Origin of the sequence: Nocardia sp. NBC_00511 (genome assembly GCF_045161165.1) — a bacterium.
In the GTDB taxonomy this organism is placed as follows: Bacteria; Actinomycetota; Actinomycetes; order Mycobacteriales; family Mycobacteriaceae; genus Nocardia.
This window is the reverse complement of sequence record NZ_CP107849.1, coordinates 8,319,679-8,338,905: the sequence shown is the minus strand read 5'-3', so window position 1 is coordinate 8,338,905 and position 19,227 is coordinate 8,319,679. Positions and strand designations below refer to the sequence as shown.

The 19,227-nt window shown below is 62.8% G+C and carries 15 protein-coding genes and 3 rRNA genes; 1 reads left to right on the top strand and 17 read right to left on the bottom strand.

All coding sequences use genetic code 11. From position 1 onward, the window contains the following. Positions 1-20 precede the first annotated feature (20 nt). The 9 genes from OG300_RS38620 to OG300_RS38580 all read right to left on the bottom strand — a co-directional run bounded on the left by OG300_RS38620 (position 21) and on the right by OG300_RS38580 (position 10,492). On the bottom strand, positions 21-755 hold the full coding sequence (locus OG300_RS38620) for a rhomboid-like protein (protein WP_405489790.1): 735 nt from the start codon (positions 753-755) through the stop codon (positions 21-23). Between the two features lie 197 nt (positions 756-952). After that, positions 953-1,069: ribosomal RNA gene (rrf, locus tag OG300_RS38615) — 5S ribosomal RNA — on the bottom strand. Positions 1,070-1,227: 158 nt separating this feature from the next. Next, positions 1,228-4,344: ribosomal RNA gene (locus OG300_RS38610) — 23S ribosomal RNA — on the bottom strand. Between the two features lie 336 nt (positions 4,345-4,680). Then, positions 4,681-6,197: ribosomal RNA gene (locus tag OG300_RS38605) — 16S ribosomal RNA — on the bottom strand. The 16S, 23S and 5S rRNA genes sit together here, the layout of an rRNA operon. Before the next feature lie 443 nt (positions 6,198-6,640). After that, positions 6,641-7,903 carry a UDP-N-acetylglucosamine 1-carboxyvinyltransferase gene (murA, locus tag OG300_RS38600; RefSeq protein ID WP_405489788.1) on the bottom strand — a complete coding sequence of 421 codons (1,263 nt, stop codon included), beginning with the start codon at positions 7,901-7,903 and terminating at the stop codon, positions 6,641-6,643. A 10-nt stretch (positions 7,904-7,913) separates the two neighbouring features. Further along, entirely contained in the window at positions 7,914-8,507 is a 594-nt protein-coding gene (locus tag OG300_RS38595) for a cob(I)yrinic acid a,c-diamide adenosyltransferase (protein WP_405489786.1), read from the bottom strand. 20 nt (positions 8,508-8,527) lie between these two features. Further along, the gene (locus OG300_RS38590; protein ID WP_405498835.1) at positions 8,528-8,950 is read right to left on the bottom strand and encodes a DUF2550 family protein; all 423 of its coding nucleotides are present in this window, start codon (positions 8,948-8,950) and stop codon (positions 8,528-8,530) included. A 163-nt stretch (positions 8,951-9,113) separates the two neighbouring features. Beyond that, complete coding sequence (locus OG300_RS38585; protein WP_405489784.1) at positions 9,114-9,797, bottom strand: MspA family porin; 684 nt, start codon at positions 9,795-9,797, stop codon at positions 9,114-9,116. 35 nt (positions 9,798-9,832) lie between these two features. After that, positions 9,833-10,492: an MspA family porin gene (locus OG300_RS38580; RefSeq protein WP_405489782.1), complete on the bottom strand. Its 660-nt coding sequence runs from the start codon at positions 10,490-10,492 to the stop codon at positions 9,833-9,835. A gap of 264 nt (positions 10,493-10,756) precedes the next feature. Here OG300_RS38580 and OG300_RS38575 point away from each other — a divergent pair, with 264 nt between their 5' ends. Beyond that, positions 10,757-11,845 (top strand): NAD(P)-dependent alcohol dehydrogenase, encoded by a 1,089-nt coding sequence (locus OG300_RS38575; RefSeq protein ID WP_405489780.1) that lies wholly within the window; start codon positions 10,757-10,759, stop codon positions 11,843-11,845. Between the two features lie 108 nt (positions 11,846-11,953). Here the strand turns inward: OG300_RS38575 and OG300_RS38570 are convergent, their stop codons facing one another. From OG300_RS38570 to atpB, 8 genes are all read right to left on the bottom strand, one after another. Then, positions 11,954-12,331, bottom strand: a complete 378-nt coding sequence (locus OG300_RS38570; protein WP_405489778.1) for a F0F1 ATP synthase subunit epsilon — start codon at positions 12,329-12,331, stop codon at positions 11,954-11,956. 6 nt (positions 12,332-12,337) lie between these two features. Continuing rightward, entirely contained in the window at positions 12,338-13,780 is a 1,443-nt protein-coding gene (atpD, locus tag OG300_RS38565) for a F0F1 ATP synthase subunit beta (RefSeq protein ID WP_405489776.1), read from the bottom strand. Between the two features lie 16 nt (positions 13,781-13,796). Next, positions 13,797-14,768: a F0F1 ATP synthase subunit gamma gene (locus tag OG300_RS38560; protein ID WP_405489774.1), complete on the bottom strand. Its 972-nt coding sequence runs from the start codon at positions 14,766-14,768 to the stop codon at positions 13,797-13,799. Between the two features lie 53 nt (positions 14,769-14,821). Continuing rightward, positions 14,822-16,459, bottom strand: coding sequence for a F0F1 ATP synthase subunit alpha (atpA, locus tag OG300_RS38555; protein ID WP_405489772.1), 1,638 nt, complete (start codon positions 16,457-16,459; stop codon positions 14,822-14,824). Between the two features lie 61 nt (positions 16,460-16,520). Then, positions 16,521-17,330: a F0F1 ATP synthase subunit delta gene (locus OG300_RS38550; protein WP_405489770.1), complete on the bottom strand. Its 810-nt coding sequence runs from the start codon at positions 17,328-17,330 to the stop codon at positions 16,521-16,523. Positions 17,331-17,349: 19 nt separating this feature from the next. Beyond that, positions 17,350-17,901 (bottom strand): F0F1 ATP synthase subunit B, encoded by a 552-nt coding sequence (locus tag OG300_RS38545; protein WP_405489768.1) that lies wholly within the window; start codon positions 17,899-17,901, stop codon positions 17,350-17,352. Between the two features lie 26 nt (positions 17,902-17,927). Next, entirely contained in the window at positions 17,928-18,173 is a 246-nt protein-coding gene (locus OG300_RS38540) for an ATP synthase F0 subunit C (RefSeq protein ID WP_040856073.1), read from the bottom strand. Positions 18,174-18,246: 73 nt separating this feature from the next. Next, complete coding sequence (atpB, locus tag OG300_RS38535) at positions 18,247-18,972, bottom strand: F0F1 ATP synthase subunit A (protein ID WP_405489766.1); 726 nt, start codon at positions 18,970-18,972, stop codon at positions 18,247-18,249. Positions 18,973-19,227 lie beyond the last annotated feature (255 nt).

Sequence of the window (19,227 nt, the reverse complement as noted above, 5' to 3'; positions counted from 1 at the left end):
TCGAGTCTAGAGACCGGCTCTCAGCCCAGCAGCATCAGGCAGCCGAAAAGCGAACCGAACGCCAACAGCAGGCATTCCGCGCGATTGAGCGGACGCAGCGTGGTGGTCTCCCGGCGAATCATCAACCGGCCGATACCCAGGCCCAGACACAGCGCGGTGAAGTGACCGACATTGGTGAAGGTGTGCCACAGCACCACCCCGCCCAGCGCGAACGCCAGCCAGGTACCCGCCCACACCCAGCGCCGATGCACCGGCACCACCGCGATCAACGCACCCACCACCGCCATCGCGCCATAGCTGACGCCGACATCCTCGACCGTGGTGATGCTGTTGGGGATCAGCTGCGACTCCACCGCGATCCAGAGACCGACGGCCACCAGCACGGTCGCGCCGACATGGCCGACGAAGAAGGTGTGCAGCAGCTTCAAGGTGCCGAAACGCCGCTCGGCCAACGCCAGCAGACAGGCCAGCATGGGGACGATCAGGAACACCGTCGCCGCACCCTCACCGACCAGGAAGGCGCTCGAGAACAGCGTGCCGAAGTGGCCCTTGGCGAGATTGTGCAGATTCGAGCTGGCGTGCAACACGATCCGCGACTCGGACTTCGTGCTCACCATGGTCAGCCCGATCGCGATGGCCGACAGCACCGCCACGTAGCTGTAGGTGGCGGGCAACCAGAGCGCCGACCACCGGAAACGGCGGGTGGCGACGGCCGGCTGCGGCGGCGCGGACTGGAGGACCATAGCGTCGATCATTGTCCTTCCCTCTCAGCCGGGACTGGCCGTTCGCTGAGAGCTTTCTGCGGATCCATGTGTATCCATATGTACCCGGGATACAGCGATTTATCCGCGGAACGATCTATCCGGGCCGATCTGTCCGAATACCCGGAAAACGATCTTGTCCGGAAACGCAGAAGACCCCCAGCAGATGCTGGGGGTCTTCGCGAATGATGTTCCGGCGGTGTCCTACTCTCCCACACCCTGTCGAGTGCAGTACCATCGGCGCAGGTGGCCTTAGCTTCCGGGTTCGGAATGGGACCGGGCGTTTCCCCACCGCTATAGCCGCCGTAACTCTATGAAACTGTCACACTCCGCCCGCATGGAATCACGAGGAGCACGCCCTCGACCACCCTCAAACAAGGGGGCCGGGGACAAGGTCCCCGAAATCCCACACAAACGAAGTTTGTGTGTTGTTTCAGATACCGCACAGTGGACGCGTAGCAACTTTGTTGGTAAGTCCTCGGCCTATTAGTACCGGTCACCTACACCCCTTACAGGGCTTCCAGTTCCGGCCTATCAACCCAATGGTCTGTTGGGGGCCTTAACCCCTCGAGGGGGTGAGAAACCTCATCTTGGAACAGGCTTCCCGCTTAGATGCTTTCAGCGGTTATCCCTTCCGAACGTAGCAAACCAGCCGTGCTCCTGGCGGAACAACTGGCACACCAGAGGTTCGTCCGTCCCGGTCCTCTCGTACTAGGGACAGCCTTCCTCAAGTTTCTGACGCGCGCGGCGGATAGAGACCGAACTGTCTCACGACGTTCTAAACCCAGCTCGCGTGCCGCTTTAATGGGCGAACAGCCCAACCCTTGGGACCTACTCCAGCCCCAGGATGCGACGAGCCGACATCGAGGTGCCAAACCATCCCGTCGATATGGACTCTTGGGGAAGATCAGCCTGTTATCCCCGGGGTACCTTTTATCCGTTGAGCGACACCGCTTCCACTTGCCGGTGCCGGATCACTAGTCCCGACTTTCGTCCCTGCTCGACCTGTCGGTCTCACAGTCAAGCTCCCTTGTGCACTTGCACTCGACACCTGATTGCCAACCAGGCTGAGGGAACCTTTGGGCGCCTCCGTTACATTTTGGGAGGCAACCGCCCCAGTTAAACTACCCACCAGGCACTGTCCCTGAACCCGATCAGGGTCCGAGGTTAGAGGTCCAATACGATCAGAGTGGTATTTCAACGACGACTCCCCAGAAACTGGCGTCCCTGGATCAAAGTCTCCCACCTATCCTACACAAACCGTACCGAACACCAATACCAAGCTATAGTGAAGGTCCCGGGGTCTTTTCGTCCTGCCGCGCGTAACGAGCATCTTTACTCGTACTGCAATTTCGCCGAGTCTGTGGTTGAGACAGCTGAGAAGTCGTTACGCCATTCGTGCAGGTCGGAACTTACCCGACAAGGAATTTCGCTACCTTAGGATGGTTATAGTTACCACCGCCGTTTACCGGGGCTTAAATTCTCAGCTTCGCACCGAAGTGCTAACCGGTCCTCTTAACCTTCCGGCACCGGGCAGGCGTCAGTCCGTATACATCGTCTTACGACTTCGCACGGACCTGTGTTTTTAGTAAACAGTCGCTTCTCACTGGTCTCTGCGACCACACCCAGCTCCAGGAGCAAGTCCCTTCACCAGACATGGCCCTCCTTCTCCCGAAGTTACGGAGGTATTTTGCCGAGTTCCTTAACCACAGTTATCTCGATCGCCTTAGTATTCTCTACCTGACCACCTGTGTCGGTTTGGGGTACGGGCCGTGTACCAACTCACTAGAGGCTTTTCTCGGCAGCATAGGATCACTGAATTCGCCTCAATCGGCTACGCATCACCTCTCAGGCTATATGCTGTGCGGATTTGCCTACACAACGCCCTACAGGCTTACACCAGGTATTCCATCACCTGGCCCAGCTACCTTCCTGCGTCACCCCATCGCTTACCTACTACAGCCAGGGTCGTATGCAGCCACGCTCCCTCTCGCCCGAAGGCTCGATAAGACCGCTTTTGGATACTTAGCACAACTGATTCGATATTTGGCGCGGATACACGGGTACGGGAATATCAACCCGTTGTCCATCGACTACGCCTGTCGGCCTCGCCTTAGGTCCCGACTCACCCTGGGCGGATTAACCTGGCCCAGGAACCCTTGGTCATTCGGCGGACGAGTTTCTCACTCGTCTTTCGCTACTCATGCCTGCATTCTCACTCCCATAGCCTCCACGGCTGGATCACTCCGCCGCTTCCCTGGCTATAGGACGCTCCCCTACCCATCCAGACTCCTGGCTCGAAAGCGGGATAATGTCTGAATGCCGCAGCTTCGGTGGTGTACTTGAGCCCCGCTACATTGTCGGCGCAGGATCACTTGACCAGTGAGCTATTACGCACTCTTTCAAGGGTGGCTGCTTCTAAGCCAACCTCCTGGTTGTCTTCGCGACCCCACATCCTTTTCCACTTAGTACACGCTTAGGGACCTTAGCTGGCGATCTGGGCTGTTTCCCTCTCGACTATGAAGCTTATCCCCCACAGTCTCACTGCCGCGCTCTCACTCACCGGCATTCGGAGTTTGGCTGACTTCGGTAAGCTTGTAGGCCCCCTAGGCCATCCAGTAGCTCTACCTCCGGTGAGAAACACGCGACGCTGCACCTAAATGCATTTCGGGGAGAACCAGCTATCACGGAGTTTGATTGGCCTTTCACCCCTACCCACAGCTCATCCCCTCAGTTTTCAACCTAAGTGGGTTCGGGCCTCCACGACGTCTTACCGTCGCTTCACCCTGGCCATGGGTAGATCACTCCGCTTCGGGTCCATAGTGTGCGACTCACACGCCCTATTCGGACTCGCTTTCGCTACGGCTACCCCACACGGGTTAACCTTGCCACACACCGATGACTCGCAGGCTCATTCTTCAAAAGGCACGCCATCACCCCACGTACAAGTACGAAGGCTCTGACGGATTGTAAGCGCACGGTTTCAGGTACTATTTCACTCCCCTCCCGGGGTACTTTTCACCTTTCCCTCACGGTACTAGTCCGCTATCGGTCACCAGGGAGTATTCAGGCTTACCGGGTGGTCCCGGCAGATTCACAGCAGATTTCACGGGCCCGCTGCTACTCGGGTGTCTACTACGACAGAGAACACGTTTTCGTCTACAGGACTCTCACCCTCTACGGTCGGCCATCCCAGACCAATTCGACTAACGCATTCTTTTCTGACTGTCGCCCATCACGGCAGTGATGAGAAAGTAGATCCCACAACCCCAAGAACGCAACGCCTGCCGGCTATCACACGCTCCTGGTTTAGCCTCTTCCGCTTTCGCTCGCCACTACTCACGGAATCACTGTTGTTTTCTCTTCCTGTGGGTACTGAGATGTTTCACTTCCCCACGTTCCCTCCACACGCCCTATATATTCAGGCGCGGGTAACACGACATCACTCGTGCTGGGTTTCCCCATTCGGAAATCCTCGGATCTCAGCTCGTTTGACAGCTCCCCGAGGCTTATCGCAGCCTACTACGTCCTTCATCGGCTCCTGGTGCCAAGGCATCCACCGTACGCTCTTTTTCACTTACTAACAAAGATGCTCGCGTCCACTGTGCAGTTCTCAAACAACACACGAGACTGCGCTTTGATCTCAGCACCAGCCCGAGCAAAGCTCGGCGGTATGACTGAAAGCCAGTCTCGTCGTTTGTTGATTTCCTAGAAAGTTCAGACTCGCGTCTGTTCTTTCAGGACCCAATAGTGTGTCGGTATATCCATTCGCGGGTCGGTCACAGAGGACCAACCGCAATGCGATGAAGGTTGTCAGTGTTCCACCCATGAGCGTCCGCCGGACTACATGTGAGTCCGAAACGGTCTCTGCCACAACGTCATTCACCTGTGTGAAGAGTCGTGGAGATGTGCTCCTTAGAAAGGAGGTGATCCAGCCGCACCTTCCGGTACGGCTACCTTGTTACGACTTCGTCCCAATCGCCAATCCCACCTTCGACGGCTCCCTCCACAAGGGTTAGGCCACCGGCTTCGGGTGTTACCGACTTTCATGACGTGACGGGCGGTGTGTACAAGGCCCGGGAACGTATTCACCGCAGCGTTGCTGATCTGCGATTACTAGCGACTCCAACTTCACGGGGTCGAGTTGCAGACCCCGATCCGAACTGAGACCGGCTTTAAGGGATTCGCTCCACCTCACGGTATCGCAGCCCTCTGTACCGGCCATTGTAGCATGTGTGAAGCCCTGGACATAAGGGGCATGATGACTTGACGTCGTCCCCACCTTCCTCCGAGTTGACCCCGGCAGTCTCTCACGAGTCCCCGCCATTACGCGCTGGCAACATAAGATAAGGGTTGCGCTCGTTGCGGGACTTAACCCAACATCTCACGACACGAGCTGACGACAGCCATGCACCACCTGTACACCGACCACAAGGGGGGCCGTATCTCTACGGCTTTCCGGTGTATGTCAAACCCAGGTAAGGTTCTTCGCGTTGCATCGAATTAATCCACATGCTCCGCCGCTTGTGCGGGCCCCCGTCAATTCCTTTGAGTTTTAGCCTTGCGGCCGTACTCCCCAGGCGGGGTACTTAATGCGTTAGCTACGGCACGGATCCCGTGGAAGGAAACCCACACCTAGTACCCACCGTTTACGGCATGGACTACCAGGGTATCTAATCCTGTTTGCTACCCATGCTTTCGCTTCTCAGCGTCAGTTACTTCCCAGAGACCCGCCTTCGCCACCGGTGTTCCTCCTGATATCTGCGCATTTCACCGCTACACCAGGAATTCCAGTCTCCCCTGAAGTACTCTAGTCTGCCCGTATCCCCTGCAAGCTTAAGGTTGAGCCCCAAGTTTTCACAGAAGACGTGACAGACCGCCTACAAGCTCTTTACGCCCAGTAATTCCGGACAACGCTCGCACCCTACGTATTACCGCGGCTGCTGGCACGTAGTTGGCCGGTGCTTCTTCTACAGGTACCGTCACTTGCGCTTCGTCCCTGTCGAAAGAGGTTTACAACCCGAAGGCCGTCATCCCTCACGCGGCGTCGCTGCATCAGGCTTTCGCCCATTGTGCAATATTCCCCACTGCTGCCTCCCGTAGGAGTCTGGGCCGTGTCTCAGTCCCAGTGTGGCCGGTCACCCTCTCAGGTCGGCTACCCGTCGTCGCCTTGGTGAGCCGTTACCTCACCAACAAGCTGATAGGCCGCGGGCCCATCTCGCACCGATAAATCTTTCCACCATCGGACATGCATCCGAAAGTCATATCCGGTATTAGACCCAGTTTCCCGGGCTTATCCCAGAGTGCGAGGCAGATCACCCACGTGTTACTCACCCGTTCGCCGCTCGTGTACCCCGAAGGGCCTTACCGCTCGACTTGCATGTGTTAAGCACGCCGCCAGCGTTCGTCCTGAGCCAGGATCAAACTCTCCGTTGAAGACTCTCAACTCGCTCCGAAGAGCCAATTGGAAGAATTAACCAGAGTCCGAAAACCTTGGCAAAATCAAACGCCAGCAAAAGTATTTGCTGACTAAATGTCCGACCCTCCACACGGGGGTGCGAAAGATCGGAACCAATTAAATAATTGGCACTGACATTCATCGACACACTATTGAGTTCTCAAAGAACACACGCACAAACGAACTCCCGGGCTCTATGTCCCGCTCGTTCGTGAGGCAACTTTTCAAGCTTAGCCCTAACCGCGCAGCAGAACCAAATCCGCTGGTTGGAGGGAGCTAGTGTGATCATCAGGCGCTCTCGGGGCCAACCGGAGTTGGTGTCCGTGTCGCTCTGACGTGGAATAAGTTACGTGTTGGTTGTTCGCATGTCAAATCGCCTGTTCAGGAGGGGTTTTCGCAAACCCGCCCCGACACCTGTTGTTCAGTCGGAGGTTCCGACGCGTTCGATTTCCGCGCCGAGGCCCCGCAGGTTCTCCACGAAATCCGGGTAACCCCGGTCGATGTGGAAGACGTCGTGCACTTCGGTGACACCGTCGGCGACCAGACCCGCGAGCACCAGACCCGCGCCGGCGCGAATGTCGGAGGACCACACCGGAGCCGAGGACAACCGCGGAATCCCGCGCACCACAGCGTGATGCCCGTCGGTGCGAGCATCCGCGCCCAGCCGGATCATCTCTTCGACGAATCGGAAGCGCGCTTCGAAAATGTTCTCGGTGATCATCGAGGTGCCGTCCGCGATCGCGGCCAGGCCGATGGCCATCGGCTGCAGGTCAGTGGGGAAACCCGGGAACGGCAGCGTCGAGAAGTTCACGGCGCGAGGACGATCGGCCTGCACCACGCGAAAACCGTCCGGTTCGAACGAGATTCGCGCGCCCGCCGAGCGCAGCTTGTCCAGCACCAGGGACAGATGCTTGGGATTGATGCCCGTCACCCGGACGTCACCGGTGGTCATGGCGGCCGCGATACCCCAGGTCGCGGCGACGATGCGGTCGCCGATCACCCGGTGGGTGGTCGGCGAGAGCTTGTCGACGCCCTCGATGGTCAGCACCGAGGTGCCCGCTCCCCCGACCTTCGCTCCCATCTGCATCAGCATGTTGCAGAGGTCGACGATCTCCGGCTCACGCGCGGCATTGTCGATGACCGTCTCACCCTCGGCGAGCACCGCGGCCATCAGGATGTTCTCGGTCGCACCCACCGACGGGAAGTCGAGGCGGATGCGCGCGCCCTGTAGTTCGTCGGCACGCGCCACCAGGCAACCGTGCTCGATCTCCGAGGTCGCGCCCAGTAGCCGCAGACCAGCCTGGTGCATATCGAGGGGACGCGAACCGATCGCGTCGCCGCCGGGTAGCGCCACCACGGCACGCTTGCAGCGCGCCATCAGCGGACCCAGCACGCACACCGAGGCGCGGAACTGGGTGACCGCCGGGAAGTCCGCGTGGTACTTGGGTTCCGCCGGGGTCACGATGGTCACCGTCCCACCCTCGACGGCGACATCGCAGCCGAGGCCGCGCAGCACCTCTGCCATCAGCGGCACGTCGAGGATGTCCGGGCAGTTCGTGATCGTCGTCGTGCCTTCGGCCAGCAGGGCTGCCGCCATCAGCTTGAGGACGCTGTTCTTCGCGCCGCCTACCGCGACCTCACCGACGAGCCTGCTGCCCCCGGTAACCAGAAACCGTTCACTCACGGGGGTCAGCCTAGTGGTCGGATCCCGCGCTCGTGGCCTCTCCGCCCGGCCGCCAGAGGATGTCGCCTTCCGGATTGGCCACCCGGCTCAGAATGAACAGCAGGTCGGACAGTCGGTTCAGGTACTTGGCCGGGAGAACGCCGGTGCGATCCGGATCCGCGTCGACCGCGGCCCAGGCCGAGCGTTCGGCGCGTCGCGCCACCGTGCGCGCGGTGTGCAGCAGCGCGGCGAGCGGGGTGCCGCCGGGCAGAATGAACGAATTCAACGGTGCCAGAGGCTCATTGAACTCGTCGCACCAGTGCTCGAGCCGGTCGATGTAGGGCTGGGTGACGCGTAGCGGCGGGTACTTCGGCTCGGCCACGACGGGCGTCGAGAGGTCCGCACCGGCATCGAAGAGATCGTTCTGGATGGCGCGCAGCACCACGAGGATGCGCTCGTCCGGGTTACCCAGCGCGATCGCCACCCCCAGTGCGGCGTTGGTCTCATCGCAATCGGCGTATGCGATCAAACGCGGATCGGTCTTGGCCACCCGCGAGAAATCGCTCAGACCGGTGGTGCCGTCATCGCCGGTCCGCGTATAGATCCGAGTCAGGTGAACGCTCACCCGGTCACACTAACCCGCGACTAACTCGCGCGGCGGCGACGGATCCGTTCCGAGGGGCGGGATTCCACCCAGGACAGGAAGGCGGCCATCGCGCCGCGGTCGAGAGCCAGCTCGAAACTGCCGTTGCCGTCGGCGACCATGACGATGAGCTCGTCGGTCATGATGTCGTACTCATCGCCGTCGGGAGAGCGCCGTGGGCCGACCTCGATGCCGAGGCGGCGCATGGAGGAATCCGGGCCGAGTTTGAGACTGGAGAGTTTGTAGAAGAGGAGTGTGTCCTCGTCGTAGCGGATCAGGCCGTGCCGCCAGCCGCCGCCGTGACCACGCGCGGGCAGCACCCGCAACAGGGCGGCGGTGCCGCCGCGACGCAGCATGATCAGGCGATAGGTCGAGGCCAGGGCCAGACCGACAAGCAAAAGCACCAGAATGATCAGAAGCCACATCCCGGTCTGCAATGCCGCTCCGTCCCTTCACATCCGCGTTGCTGTCGAGCACCGACCGGCCAGAGGCCGGGCCCCGCGCTTAGTCGTCGATAGTAGCGACCGCGCAGCGGCGGGGTCCGGCCATCCACCGAATGTGACGAACGCACTGTTCAGCGGGATGAATTCAGCCCATGCTGAACGGCTCGCCGTAGAGCACCAGATTGCCGATGTAGTAGGTGCTGTCGATCTCCGCGGCGACGAAGGACCGCGCCTGCGCGTACCCGCCGCAGCCGTCCACCGCGAAGGTCTCGTCGACCCAGGTCACGCTGGCATGCGGGCCCGGAGTCTTGTTGTATCGCTTGTGCGATTCCTGGCCGTAGTCGTCGGGCTTCTCGAGGTCGAGCATCAGGCGCGCGACCGCCTGGCCCGGGCCGAGGTTGATACCCGCGCCCAGGGACTCACTGGGTACACCCGGGGTGATTCCGGTGCTGGTGGCCGTGCCCTGTTCACTCGCGTTCTCACTCGGGGAGAACGAGCCGATATCCACCTGACAGCCCACGATGTAGCCGGGACTGATCTTGATGGTGGCCTCGGACGCGGTCGGGCCGCTGAGGTCCACGCTGGCTTTCGCCGTCACCCAGACATTGCGGTGGATCGGCGTATCCCCAAGGGAGCCACTGATTTTCGCCGATTCGCCGTCGATGCGCACCGTCATCACGGTGCCGTCGGCGAGGGTGCGGCTGATCACGCCGCCGGGCAGCGGAATGAAGGTGTCGGCGTGCGCCGGGGACGTCGGCCCGAAGCCGATCGCGGTCGCCGCGGCCAAGGCCACACCGACGAGGCGGCCGGCCCGGCGACGAGTGTTCATCGCGTTCATACGATCCCTTTCGTCGAGTGGGGCCGTCAGCCGATGCTGAACGGCTGGCCGTAGAGGGTCACCTTCGCGTAGTCGGCGCCGATGATCTCGACCGTGGAGACCTGGCGCGCCTGCGCGTAACCGCCGCAGCCCTGGATCTCCATCGGAATGTCCTGGTAGTTCATGGTGAAGGTGCCGCTCTTGACCAACTCGATGTTGTTGATCGCGACCCAGGCCACCTGCCCCGGCGACAGCGGGAAGCTGAATCCGCCCGACAGGCTCGGGGTGGCGCTGATGGTGAACGACGAATTCGCGCTCAGCACACCGACCTGCACCTGACAACCGACGATGTAGCCGGTGGTCAGGTTCGAGGATCCGTGCGTACCCGAATTGTTGGTGCCGGGAAAGTTCTTGGGGCCGTTGTTCGGCCCGACATCGCCGTCCGGCGTCTCGACCTCCGCGGTGACATTGCCGCTCACCCAGGAGGTGCGACCGGCGCCGTTGGAGGCGAGCGACGGCGAAATGATCGCTCGCTCACCGACACTCGTGATTTTGATGCCCGGTCCCTCGATGTGACCGTCGGGCAGCGGCACCACCACGTCGGCCGAGGCCGCGCCCGGTGCGAAGAATCCGAGGGCGACCGCGACCACCGCGCACGCCACCCCCCACTTTCCATAACGAAGCCCGCTCATCAACCCCTCGCTCATCGTGGAGAAAAAAGCTGAAAACGCTTGAATAGCCGAGTCTTTGCCAGATGCTTCAGATCGCACCGGCTGATCGGCTTCTGAATTCAACCACACGAAGTAGCTCAGATCACAATAACGGCACAGTGAACATGAATGTTTTCGTGACTTAGCACCAGGGGACGCCGCAGCCCAAGCGTTCGGCCCGGTGAGTGGAACCCGCGATGGCCGGGAACTGGAACACGTTCTTATACTCCGGGCAAATGGGATGTCTTGGAAGGAGATTCCGTGGAAATCACCGCCGCTGTGGCTCGGGGTGCCGATGCACCGTTTTCCTTCGAAACGCTGGACCTGGAAGCACCCCGGCCCGGTGAGGTACTGGTGCGCCTGGTCGCCTCCGGCGTCTGCCACACCGACCTGGTCACCAAGAGCGTGTTCCCGGCCGAGTTGCCGATCGTCGTCGGGCACGAGGGCTCCGGCATCGTCGAACAGGTTGGCTCCGAGGTAACCAGTATTGCTGTCGGCGACCACGTATTGCTGACTTATGCGAGTTGCGGGACATGTGCCCGCTGCGAGAACGGACTTCCGCCCTACTGCGAGAATTTCGTTATCCTCAACACCTCCGGCGGTCGCGCCGATTTCACTTCACCGCTGAGCCGTAATGGCGAACGGGTGATGGGCGCGTTCTTCGGACAGTCGAGTTTCGCCACCTACGCACTCGTCGCCGCCCGCAGCATCGTGGTGGTGGACGAAAGCGTCGACCTGGTGGCCACCGCGCCCTTCGGCTGCGGGGTGCAGACCGGTGCGGGCGCGGTCGCCAATGTCATGAAGCCGGGGCCGACGGATTCGCTGGTCATCTTCGGCGTCGGCGGCGTCGGCATGGCCGCGCTCATGGCTGCCCGCGCCATCGGCGTGGGAACCGTTGTGGCGGTGGACCTTTCCGCGGATCGACTGGCCACCGCCAAGGAACTGGGCGCGGACGTCACCATCGACGGCGCGGCCGAGGACGTGGTCGCACAGATCGTCGCCGCCACCGGTGGGGGTGCGAACTTCGCGCTCGACACCACCGCGATCAACCCCGTGATCGCCAACGGACTGCAGGCACTGGCCCCCATGGGCACGCTGGTGCTGGTCGGCCTCGGCGAGGCCACCATGGAGGTCGAGATCGGGCATCTCACCGGAAACGGCAAGGCCATTCGCGGCTGCATCGAGGGCAGCGGCGACCCGCAGCAGTTCATTCCGCGGCTGCTGGCCTGGCACGCCGAAGGCAAGTTCCCGATCGAGAAGATCAGCAAGACCTACAAATTCGAGGACATCGAGGCCGCGTTCACCGACGCCCACGACGGCACCACGATCAAGCCGATCCTCACCTTCTGAGCCTCCGAAACCTTCGGACAACACGAAAAAGGCGGCGGCCCCGGGGAATTCCCCGGGGCCGCCGCTTTCGTTCCAGTGCCGGAAGGCCGGAACGCCCTTGCCCGCAGGCTAGGCGTTGCCCGCCTTCTCCAGCGCCCGCAACTGACCCTGAGCCTTGGTCAGGGCGGCCGGGCTCGCATCCGGATCGGCGACGACGGCCTTGGCGGCCGCCTCGTCGATGTCGAAGGCGAAGTCGGCGGATTCCGCCAGCACGCGCACCGAAGTGGCGGTGACAGAGAAGAATCCGCCGTGCACGGCCACCACGACGCGCTCGTCGTCGTCGGACACGATGGTCACGGTGCCGCCCTCGACCAGCTGCCCGAGCAGCGGTTCGTGGCCGGCCAGGATGCCGATCTCACCCTCCGTGGTCTGAGCCGAGACGAACTTCGCCCGGCCCGACCACAGCAGTCGCTCGACGGCGACCAGATCAACAGACATATCTGCCATGGGTGACTACTTCCCGGCGATCTTCTTCGCAGCGGCCTCGACGTCGTCCAGGCCACCGCAGGAGTTGAACGCCTGCTCCGGCAGGTGGTCGAACTCGCCCTTGCAGACGCGATCGAAGTCGTCGATCGTCTGCTCCAGCGGCACGACCGAACCCGGCTGACCGGTGAACTTCTCGGCGACGATGAAGTTCTGGCCGAGGAACTTCTCCAGACGACGCGCACGGCCCACGAGGACCTTGTCGCCTTCGGAGAGCTCGTCCATGCCGAGGATGGCGATGATGTCCTGCAGTTCCTTGTACTTCTGCAGGATCCGCTTGACCTCGTTGGCGACCCGGAAGTGCCGCTCGCCGACGATCGAAGCCTCGAGGATACGAGAGGTCGAGGTCAGCGGGTCGACGGCCGGGTAGATGCCCTTCTGCGAGATCGGGCGGGAAAGCTCGGTCGTCGCGTCCAGGTGGGCGAAGGTGGTCGCCGGCGCCGGGTCGGTGTAGTCGTCGGCGGGGACGTAGATCGCCTGCATCGAGGTGATCGAACGGCCACGGGTCGAGGTGATCCGCTCCTGGAGCTGACCCATCTCGTCCGCCAGGGTGGGCTGGTAACCCACGGCCGAGGGCATACGACCCAGCAGGGTCGAGACCTCGGAGCCGGCCTGGGTGAACCGGAAGATGTTGTCGATGAAGAGCAACACGTCCTGGTTCTGCACATCGCGGAAGTACTCCGCCATGGTCAGGGCCGACAGGGCGACGCGCATACGCGTGCCCGGCGGCTCGTCCATCTGGCCGAAGACGAGGGCGGTGTCCTGAAGGACGCCCATCTCTTCCATTTCCAGGTGGAGGTCGGTGCCCTCACGGGTGCGCTCACCGACGCCCGCGAACACCGAGGTGCCGGAGAACTCGCGAGCGATACGGGTGATCATCTCCTGGATCAGCACGGTCTTGCCGACACCGGCACCACCGAACAGACCGATCTTGCCGCCCTTGACGTACGGGGTCAGCAGGTCGATGACCTTCACGCCGGTCTCGAGGATCTCGGTCTTGCCCTCGAGCTGGTCGAACGGCGGCGGCTGGCGGTGGATGCCCCACTGCTCGCCGTCGCGGCCGAGGCCGGGGGTGTCCAGGCAGTCGCCCAGGGCGTTGAACACGTGGCCCTTGACGACGTCACCGACGGGCACCGAGATCGGCTTGCCGGTGTCGCGCACCTCGACGCCACGCACCAGACCGTCGGTCGGCTGCATGGAGATGGTGCGAACGATGTTGTCGCCCAGGTGCTGTGCGACCTCGAGGGTCAGGGTCTTCGCAACGGACGCGAGCGCGATGTCGACGTTCAACGCGTTGTAAAGCTCGGGAATCGAGCCGCGCGGGAACTCGACGTCCACGACGGGGCCGATGACGCGGGAGACGCGGCCAGTGCCGGCGCCAACCCGGGTTTCGTTAGTGACAGCTGCGGTCATTGGTTCTCTTCCGTGTCTAGTCGCGGTCCGAGCTCGACGCCAGCGCGTTGGCGCCACCGACGATTTCCGTGATTTCCTGCGTGATTCCGGCCTGCCGCAACGAGTTCGCGGTGCGGGTCAGTGAATTCACCAGATCCGTCGCGTTATCGGTCGCAGCCTTCATCGCGGTGCGGCGCGCAGCCGACTCCGAGGCCGCCGCGTCGAGCAGCGACGAGTAGATCCGAGTGTTGATGTACTTCGGCAGCAGCGCGCCCAGCAGGCGGTCCGCGTCCGGCTCGAACTCGTACTGGGGGTGGATGTCCGCCGACTCGGAGTCGGTGAAGCTGTCCGGACCCAGTTCGAAGTTCTCCTCGACGAAGCTCACCTGGATGGGGGCCAGCCGACGCACCTCGGGCACCTGCGACAGCATCGACACGAAACGCGTGTAGACGATGTGCAGTTCGTCGACACCGGCCATGGTGCCGACACCGTTGGGGGCCGCGACCTCACCGTCGGCGCCCGCCATGAACGCCTCGACGAGGTGATTGCAGGCGGAGGACGCGTCCACGTAATTGGGCGACTGGGAGAAACCGGTCCACGAACCGTTCAGCGCACGCTTACGGAAGGTGTAGTAGGTCAAGCCCTTCGAGCCCATGACGTAGAGCACCGGCTCTTTGCCGTCGGCGCGCAGGGTGGTCAGCAGCTCCTCGGTGCGCTTGAGCACATTGGAGTTGTAGCCACCGCACATGCCACGGTCACTGGTGATCACCAGCACCGCGGCCCGCCGCGCGTTGGGCCGCTCGGTGAGCAGCGGGTGCGTGAGATTGCTGCTGGCGCCGGCCAATTCGGCCAGCACCTTGGTGATCTCCTCCGCGTACGGCTTGGCAGCCGCGACCCGGGCCTGCGCCTTGCTGATTCGCGACGTGGCGATCAGCTCTTGCGCCTTGGTGATCTTCTTGATCGAGCTCACGGAACGAATTCGGGAGCGCAGTTCGCGCACGCTTGGCATTAGCGGTTCACACTCCCTTCATTCATCAAGTCGGTCAGTCGCATTCGCCGCTCTTACTTCTCGACGTGCTTGCGAGTGACGGACAGCGACTCGACCTCTTCGTGATCGAGCTTGTCGCTGCCGGCCTCGACCACACGGGTGCCGTCCGAAGCAAGGAAGCCCTGCTTGAACTTGTCGGTCGCGGACTTCAGCGCGTCGGCGGGCTCGCCCTCGATCTTCTTCGAACCACCCTGCAGGGCGTCGAAGGAGGACTGCACGGAACCGTGCAGGAACTCGAGCAGCTCGCTGTTGAAGCGACGCACGTCGCCGACCGGCACCGAGTCGTAGTAACCGGCGTCGACCAGGTACAGCGAGACGATCTGATCCTCGACCGCGACCGGGGCGTACTGGTCCTGCTTGAGCAGCTCGACCCAGCGGCCACCGCGCTCCAGCTGCGCCAGCGAGGCCGCATCCAGGTCGGAGGCGAAGGCGGAGAACGCCTCCAGCTCACGGTAGGAGGCCAGCTCCAGACGCAGCGAACCCGCGACCTGCTTCATGGCCTTGGTCTGCGCCGCGCCACCGACACGGGAAACCGAGATACCGACGTTGATGGCCGGACGGACACCCTTGTTGAAGAGGTCCGACTCCAGGAACACCTGACCGTCGGTGATGGAGATGACGTTGGTCGGGATGAACGCCGACACGTCGTTGGCCTTCGTCTCGATGATCGGCAGCGCGGTCATGGAACCGGCGCCGAGTTCGTCGGACAGCTTGGCGCAACGCTCCAGCAGACGCGAGTGCAGGTAGAACACGTCACCCGGGTACGCCTCGCGGCCCGGCGGGCGACGCAGCAGCAGCGAAATGGCGCGGTAGGCCTCGGCCTGCTTGGACAGGTCGTCGAACACGATCAGGACGTGCTTGCCCTGGTACATCCAGTGCTGGCCGATGGCCGAACCGGTGTACGGCGCAAGCCATTTGAAGCCGGCGGAGTCGGAGGCCGGAGCCGCGACGATGGTGGTGTACTCCATCGCGCCGTGCGCCTCGAGGGCAGCCTTGACGCCCGCGATGGTGGAGCCCTTCTGGCCGATCGCGACGTAGATGCAGCGCACCTGCTTGGTCGGATCACCGGTGGCCCAGTTGGCCTTCTGGTTGATGATGGCGTCGATGCAGACCGCGGTCTTGCCGGTCTTGCGGTCGCCGATCACCAGCTGACGCTGGCCGCGGCCGATGGCCGTCAGCGCGTCGATGGCGGTGATGCCGGTGGCCAGCGGCTCACCGACGGGCTGGCGCTCCAGCACGGTGGCGGCCTGCAGCTCGAGCACGCGGCGCTCGTCGGCCTCGATCTCGCCGAGACCGTCGATGGGCGCGCCCAGCGGGTTCACGACGCGGCCGAGGAACTTGTCGCCCACGGGGACCGAGAGCACGTCGCCGGTGCGGCGGACCTGCTGGCCTTCTTCGATGGTGTCGAACTCACCCAGGACGACGGCACCGATGGCGGTGTCCTCCAGGTTCAGCGCCACACCGAGCACGCCGCCGGGGAATTCCAGCAGCTCGTTCGCCATCGCGGAGGGCAGGCCACTGATGTGGGCGATGCCGTCGCCGGTGTCGGTGACGACACCGATCTCCTCGATGGAGGTCTCGGGGGTGTAGCTCTGGGTGTAGCTCTCGATCGCGCTACGGATCTCATCGGGGGAGATCGTCAGCTCCGCCATGTTCTTCCTGCTCTCGCTGTGGGTCTCGAATGTCGGTGTGTTACTGCGCTTCTGGGCTGTCTCAGGCGAGAGACTGGCGCAGGCGCTGAAGGCGTCCGACGGCGCTGCCGTCGATCAGGTCGTCGCCGACGCGCACGACGACACCGGCCAGCAGGCTCGGGTCCTCCTGCACGTGCACGGTGACGGGCTTGTCGTAGATGCGCTGCAGCGAGGCAGCCAGCTGCTCGCGCTGCTGCGGCGTCAGGGCGACCGCGGCACGCACGTGCGCCACGATCTGCTCCCGGAGCGACGCCGCCAGATCGGACAGCCCGTCGATGGCCTCGCCGGCATCGCCCTTGTGGCGCAGCACGGCCTGTTCGGCCAGCTGCAGGGTGATGTCCTCGACCTTGCCGGCGAGCAGACGCTGCACCAGGGCACGCTTGGCCGCAGCCGGCTTGCCGTGGTCCTGCAGCGCCTGCTCCAGGTCCGGGTTGTCGTCGATGATCCGGGCCAGCCGGAACAGCTCGTCCTCGACCGCGCTGAGGCGTCCACGCTCGTCCGCGGCGCGCAACAGCGCTTCGCGGCCGAGCAGGATCAACGTGTCGACCAGGTCACGCGACCGCGACCAGTCCTGAGCCACCGCGGTGGTCAGTATGGTCTGGGTGGTCCCGCTGACCTTGCCGCCGAAGAGGCGTTCGGCCAGCTCGGCGCGCGCCGAGCTCGACACCGACTTATCCGCGAGCGCCACACGCAGCGAACGCTGGTCGTCGAGGACGGCGACAACGGCGAACAGTTCGGAGCCCGTCGTGGCCGCGACGGAGTCGCTTCCGGTCAGAGCGGCCCGAAGAGCTTCCCGCGCACGGGAGCTCGCCTCGCGGCTCGCTGCGTACATGCTTCCCACTTTCGGTTCGTTACCTTCCGACCCCGATGCCGGCGTTCGCGTCCAGCTCCGAGAGGAACCGGTCGATCGACGCCGCCTGCTTGGCCTCGTCGGCCACCGACTGACCGATGATCTTCTCGGCCAGGTCGACCGCGGTGCGGCCCAGCTCGGAGCGCAGCTCGGTCACGATCTGCTGACGCTGAGCCTCCAGCTGCGAGTGCCCGGCGGCCACGATGCGGTCGGCCTCGGCCTGCGCCTCGGTCCGCATCTGGGACAGAATCGTCTGTCCCTGGGTACGGGCTTCCTCACGGATGCGAGCGGCCTCGAGGCGAGCCTCGGCCAGCTGCTCCTGGTACTGCTGGAGAGTCGACTGGGCCTCGGCCTGCACGGCCTCGGCCTTGGCGATACCGCCCTCGATCTTCTCGGAACGCTCGTCGAGCACCTTGGTCAGGCGCGGGACGACGTACTTGGCGAAGACGACGGCGATAACGATGAAGACGATCGCAGACCAGACGATGTCGTAGGTCTTCGGGACGAGGGGATTGATATCCTCCTCGGCCGCAAGCAAATACATGCTGTTCATCGTTGATTCCTAGTCGTTTGCCGGAATCAGAAAATGAAGCCGGCGACGAGACCGATCAGCGCCAGGGCCTCGGTGAACGCGATACCCAGGAACATGTTGGTCCGGATGGTGCCCTGCAGCTCGGGCTGACGGGCGATGCCCTCGATGGCCTTACCGACGACGATGCCTACACCGATGCCGGGGCCGATCGCAGCGAGGCCGTAACCGATGGCGCCGAAACCCTTGGACTTGGATTCGGCAACTTCGGCAGCCAGGTACGAGAGGGTGCTCATGTGTATTCATTCCCTTTCTGTCGCCCACCCGCCGGGCGGCGTGTAAGGCAGGTTTAGGTGTTGGTGCGGTCGGTCAGTGAGAGTCGGCGTGCTGCGCCAGACCGATGTACACAGCGGTCAGCAGCGCGAACACGTACGCCTGCAGGAAAACCACCAGGATCTCGAAGAGGGTGAAGCCGAAGCCCGCGAGCAGCGAGAACGGCGAGAACACCTTCATCCAGGTGACGGCATCGAACAGGAAGAACTGGGTGGCACTGAAGAACAGCACCAACATGATGTGGCCTGCCAGCATGTTCGCCATGAGACGGACGGTCAGCGTGAACGGGCGCAGCACGAAGGTCGAGATGAACTCGATCGGGATCAGCAGCACGTGCAGCGCCGGCGGCACGTTCGGCACCACGATCGACGAGCGCATGTACTTCAGGAAGCCGTACTTCTTGATGCCCACGTAGTTGAACGTGACGTAGGCGACGACGGCCAGTACCAGCGGCATACCGATCCGGGCGTTCGACGAAATGTTCAGGAACGGAATGATGCTGGAGAAGTTCAGGAACAGCACCGCGAAGAAGATCGAGGCGATCAGCGGGAAGAACTTCTTCCCGGATTCCTTGCCCAGCACCTCGTCACAGATCTGCTCCTTGACGAACACCAGACCGTATTCCGCGACATTCTGCAGGCCACGCGGAACCAGCCGAGGGCTGCGGAAAGCCAGCACCATGACGGCGATGAGAACGACCGACATAAGGATGCGAATGAGCATCAAACGGTCGAGCTCGAAAGGGGTCCCCTCGAACAGCACAGCTGGAGGGAAGAAGTCGTTAAGCGACGGTGCGTGGAACTCGCCCGCCAAAATGGTGACGCTCAGCGTTCTCTCCCGTGGTCGGGCCGCAGGAGATGGTTTTCTCCTGCGGTTCGATCGGACATTGACGATCTGGTGGGTCGACTCAGGTCGGCTCGAAGTTCGTCAGCAGCTGTGGGCAGTAATGCCCTGGCGTCTGTACGCGCGTCGGCGACATCGTCGACGGTGCAGAACCGGTGACCCCAAAGGGCCCGG

Bases quoted from the DNA above. Each gene is read 5' to 3' on its own strand.
- OG300_RS38620 (WP_405489790.1), bottom strand. From the start codon at position 755: ATGATCGACGCTATGGTCCTCCAGTCCGCGCCGCCGCAGCCGGCCGTC.
- OG300_RS38590 (WP_405498835.1), bottom strand. From the start codon at position 8,950: ATGTGGCTTCTGATCATTCTGGTGCTTTTGCTTGTCGGTCTGGCCCTG.
- OG300_RS38585 (WP_405489784.1), bottom strand. From the start codon at position 9,797: ATGAACACTCGTCGCCGGGCCGGCCGCCTCGTCGGTGTGGCCTTGGCC.
- OG300_RS38580 (WP_405489782.1), bottom strand. From the start codon at position 10,492: ATGAGCGAGGGGTTGATGAGCGGGCTTCGTTATGGAAAGTGGGGGGTG.
- OG300_RS38570 (WP_405489778.1), bottom strand. From the start codon at position 12,331: ATGGCAGATATGTCTGTTGATCTGGTCGCCGTCGAGCGACTGCTGTGG.
- atpD (WP_405489776.1), bottom strand. From the start codon at position 13,780: ATGACCGCAGCTGTCACTAACGAAACCCGGGTTGGCGCCGGCACTGGC.
- OG300_RS38560 (WP_405489774.1), bottom strand. From the start codon at position 14,768: ATGCCAAGCGTGCGCGAACTGCGCTCCCGAATTCGTTCCGTGAGCTCG.
- atpA (WP_405489772.1), bottom strand. From the start codon at position 16,459: ATGGCGGAGCTGACGATCTCCCCCGATGAGATCCGTAGCGCGATCGAG.
- OG300_RS38550 (WP_405489770.1), bottom strand. From the start codon at position 17,330: ATGTACGCAGCGAGCCGCGAGGCGAGCTCCCGTGCGCGGGAAGCTCTT.
- OG300_RS38545 (WP_405489768.1), bottom strand. From the start codon at position 17,901: ATGAACAGCATGTATTTGCTTGCGGCCGAGGAGGATATCAATCCCCTC.
- OG300_RS38540 (WP_040856073.1), bottom strand. From the start codon at position 18,173: ATGAGCACCCTCTCGTACCTGGCTGCCGAAGTTGCCGAATCCAAGTCC.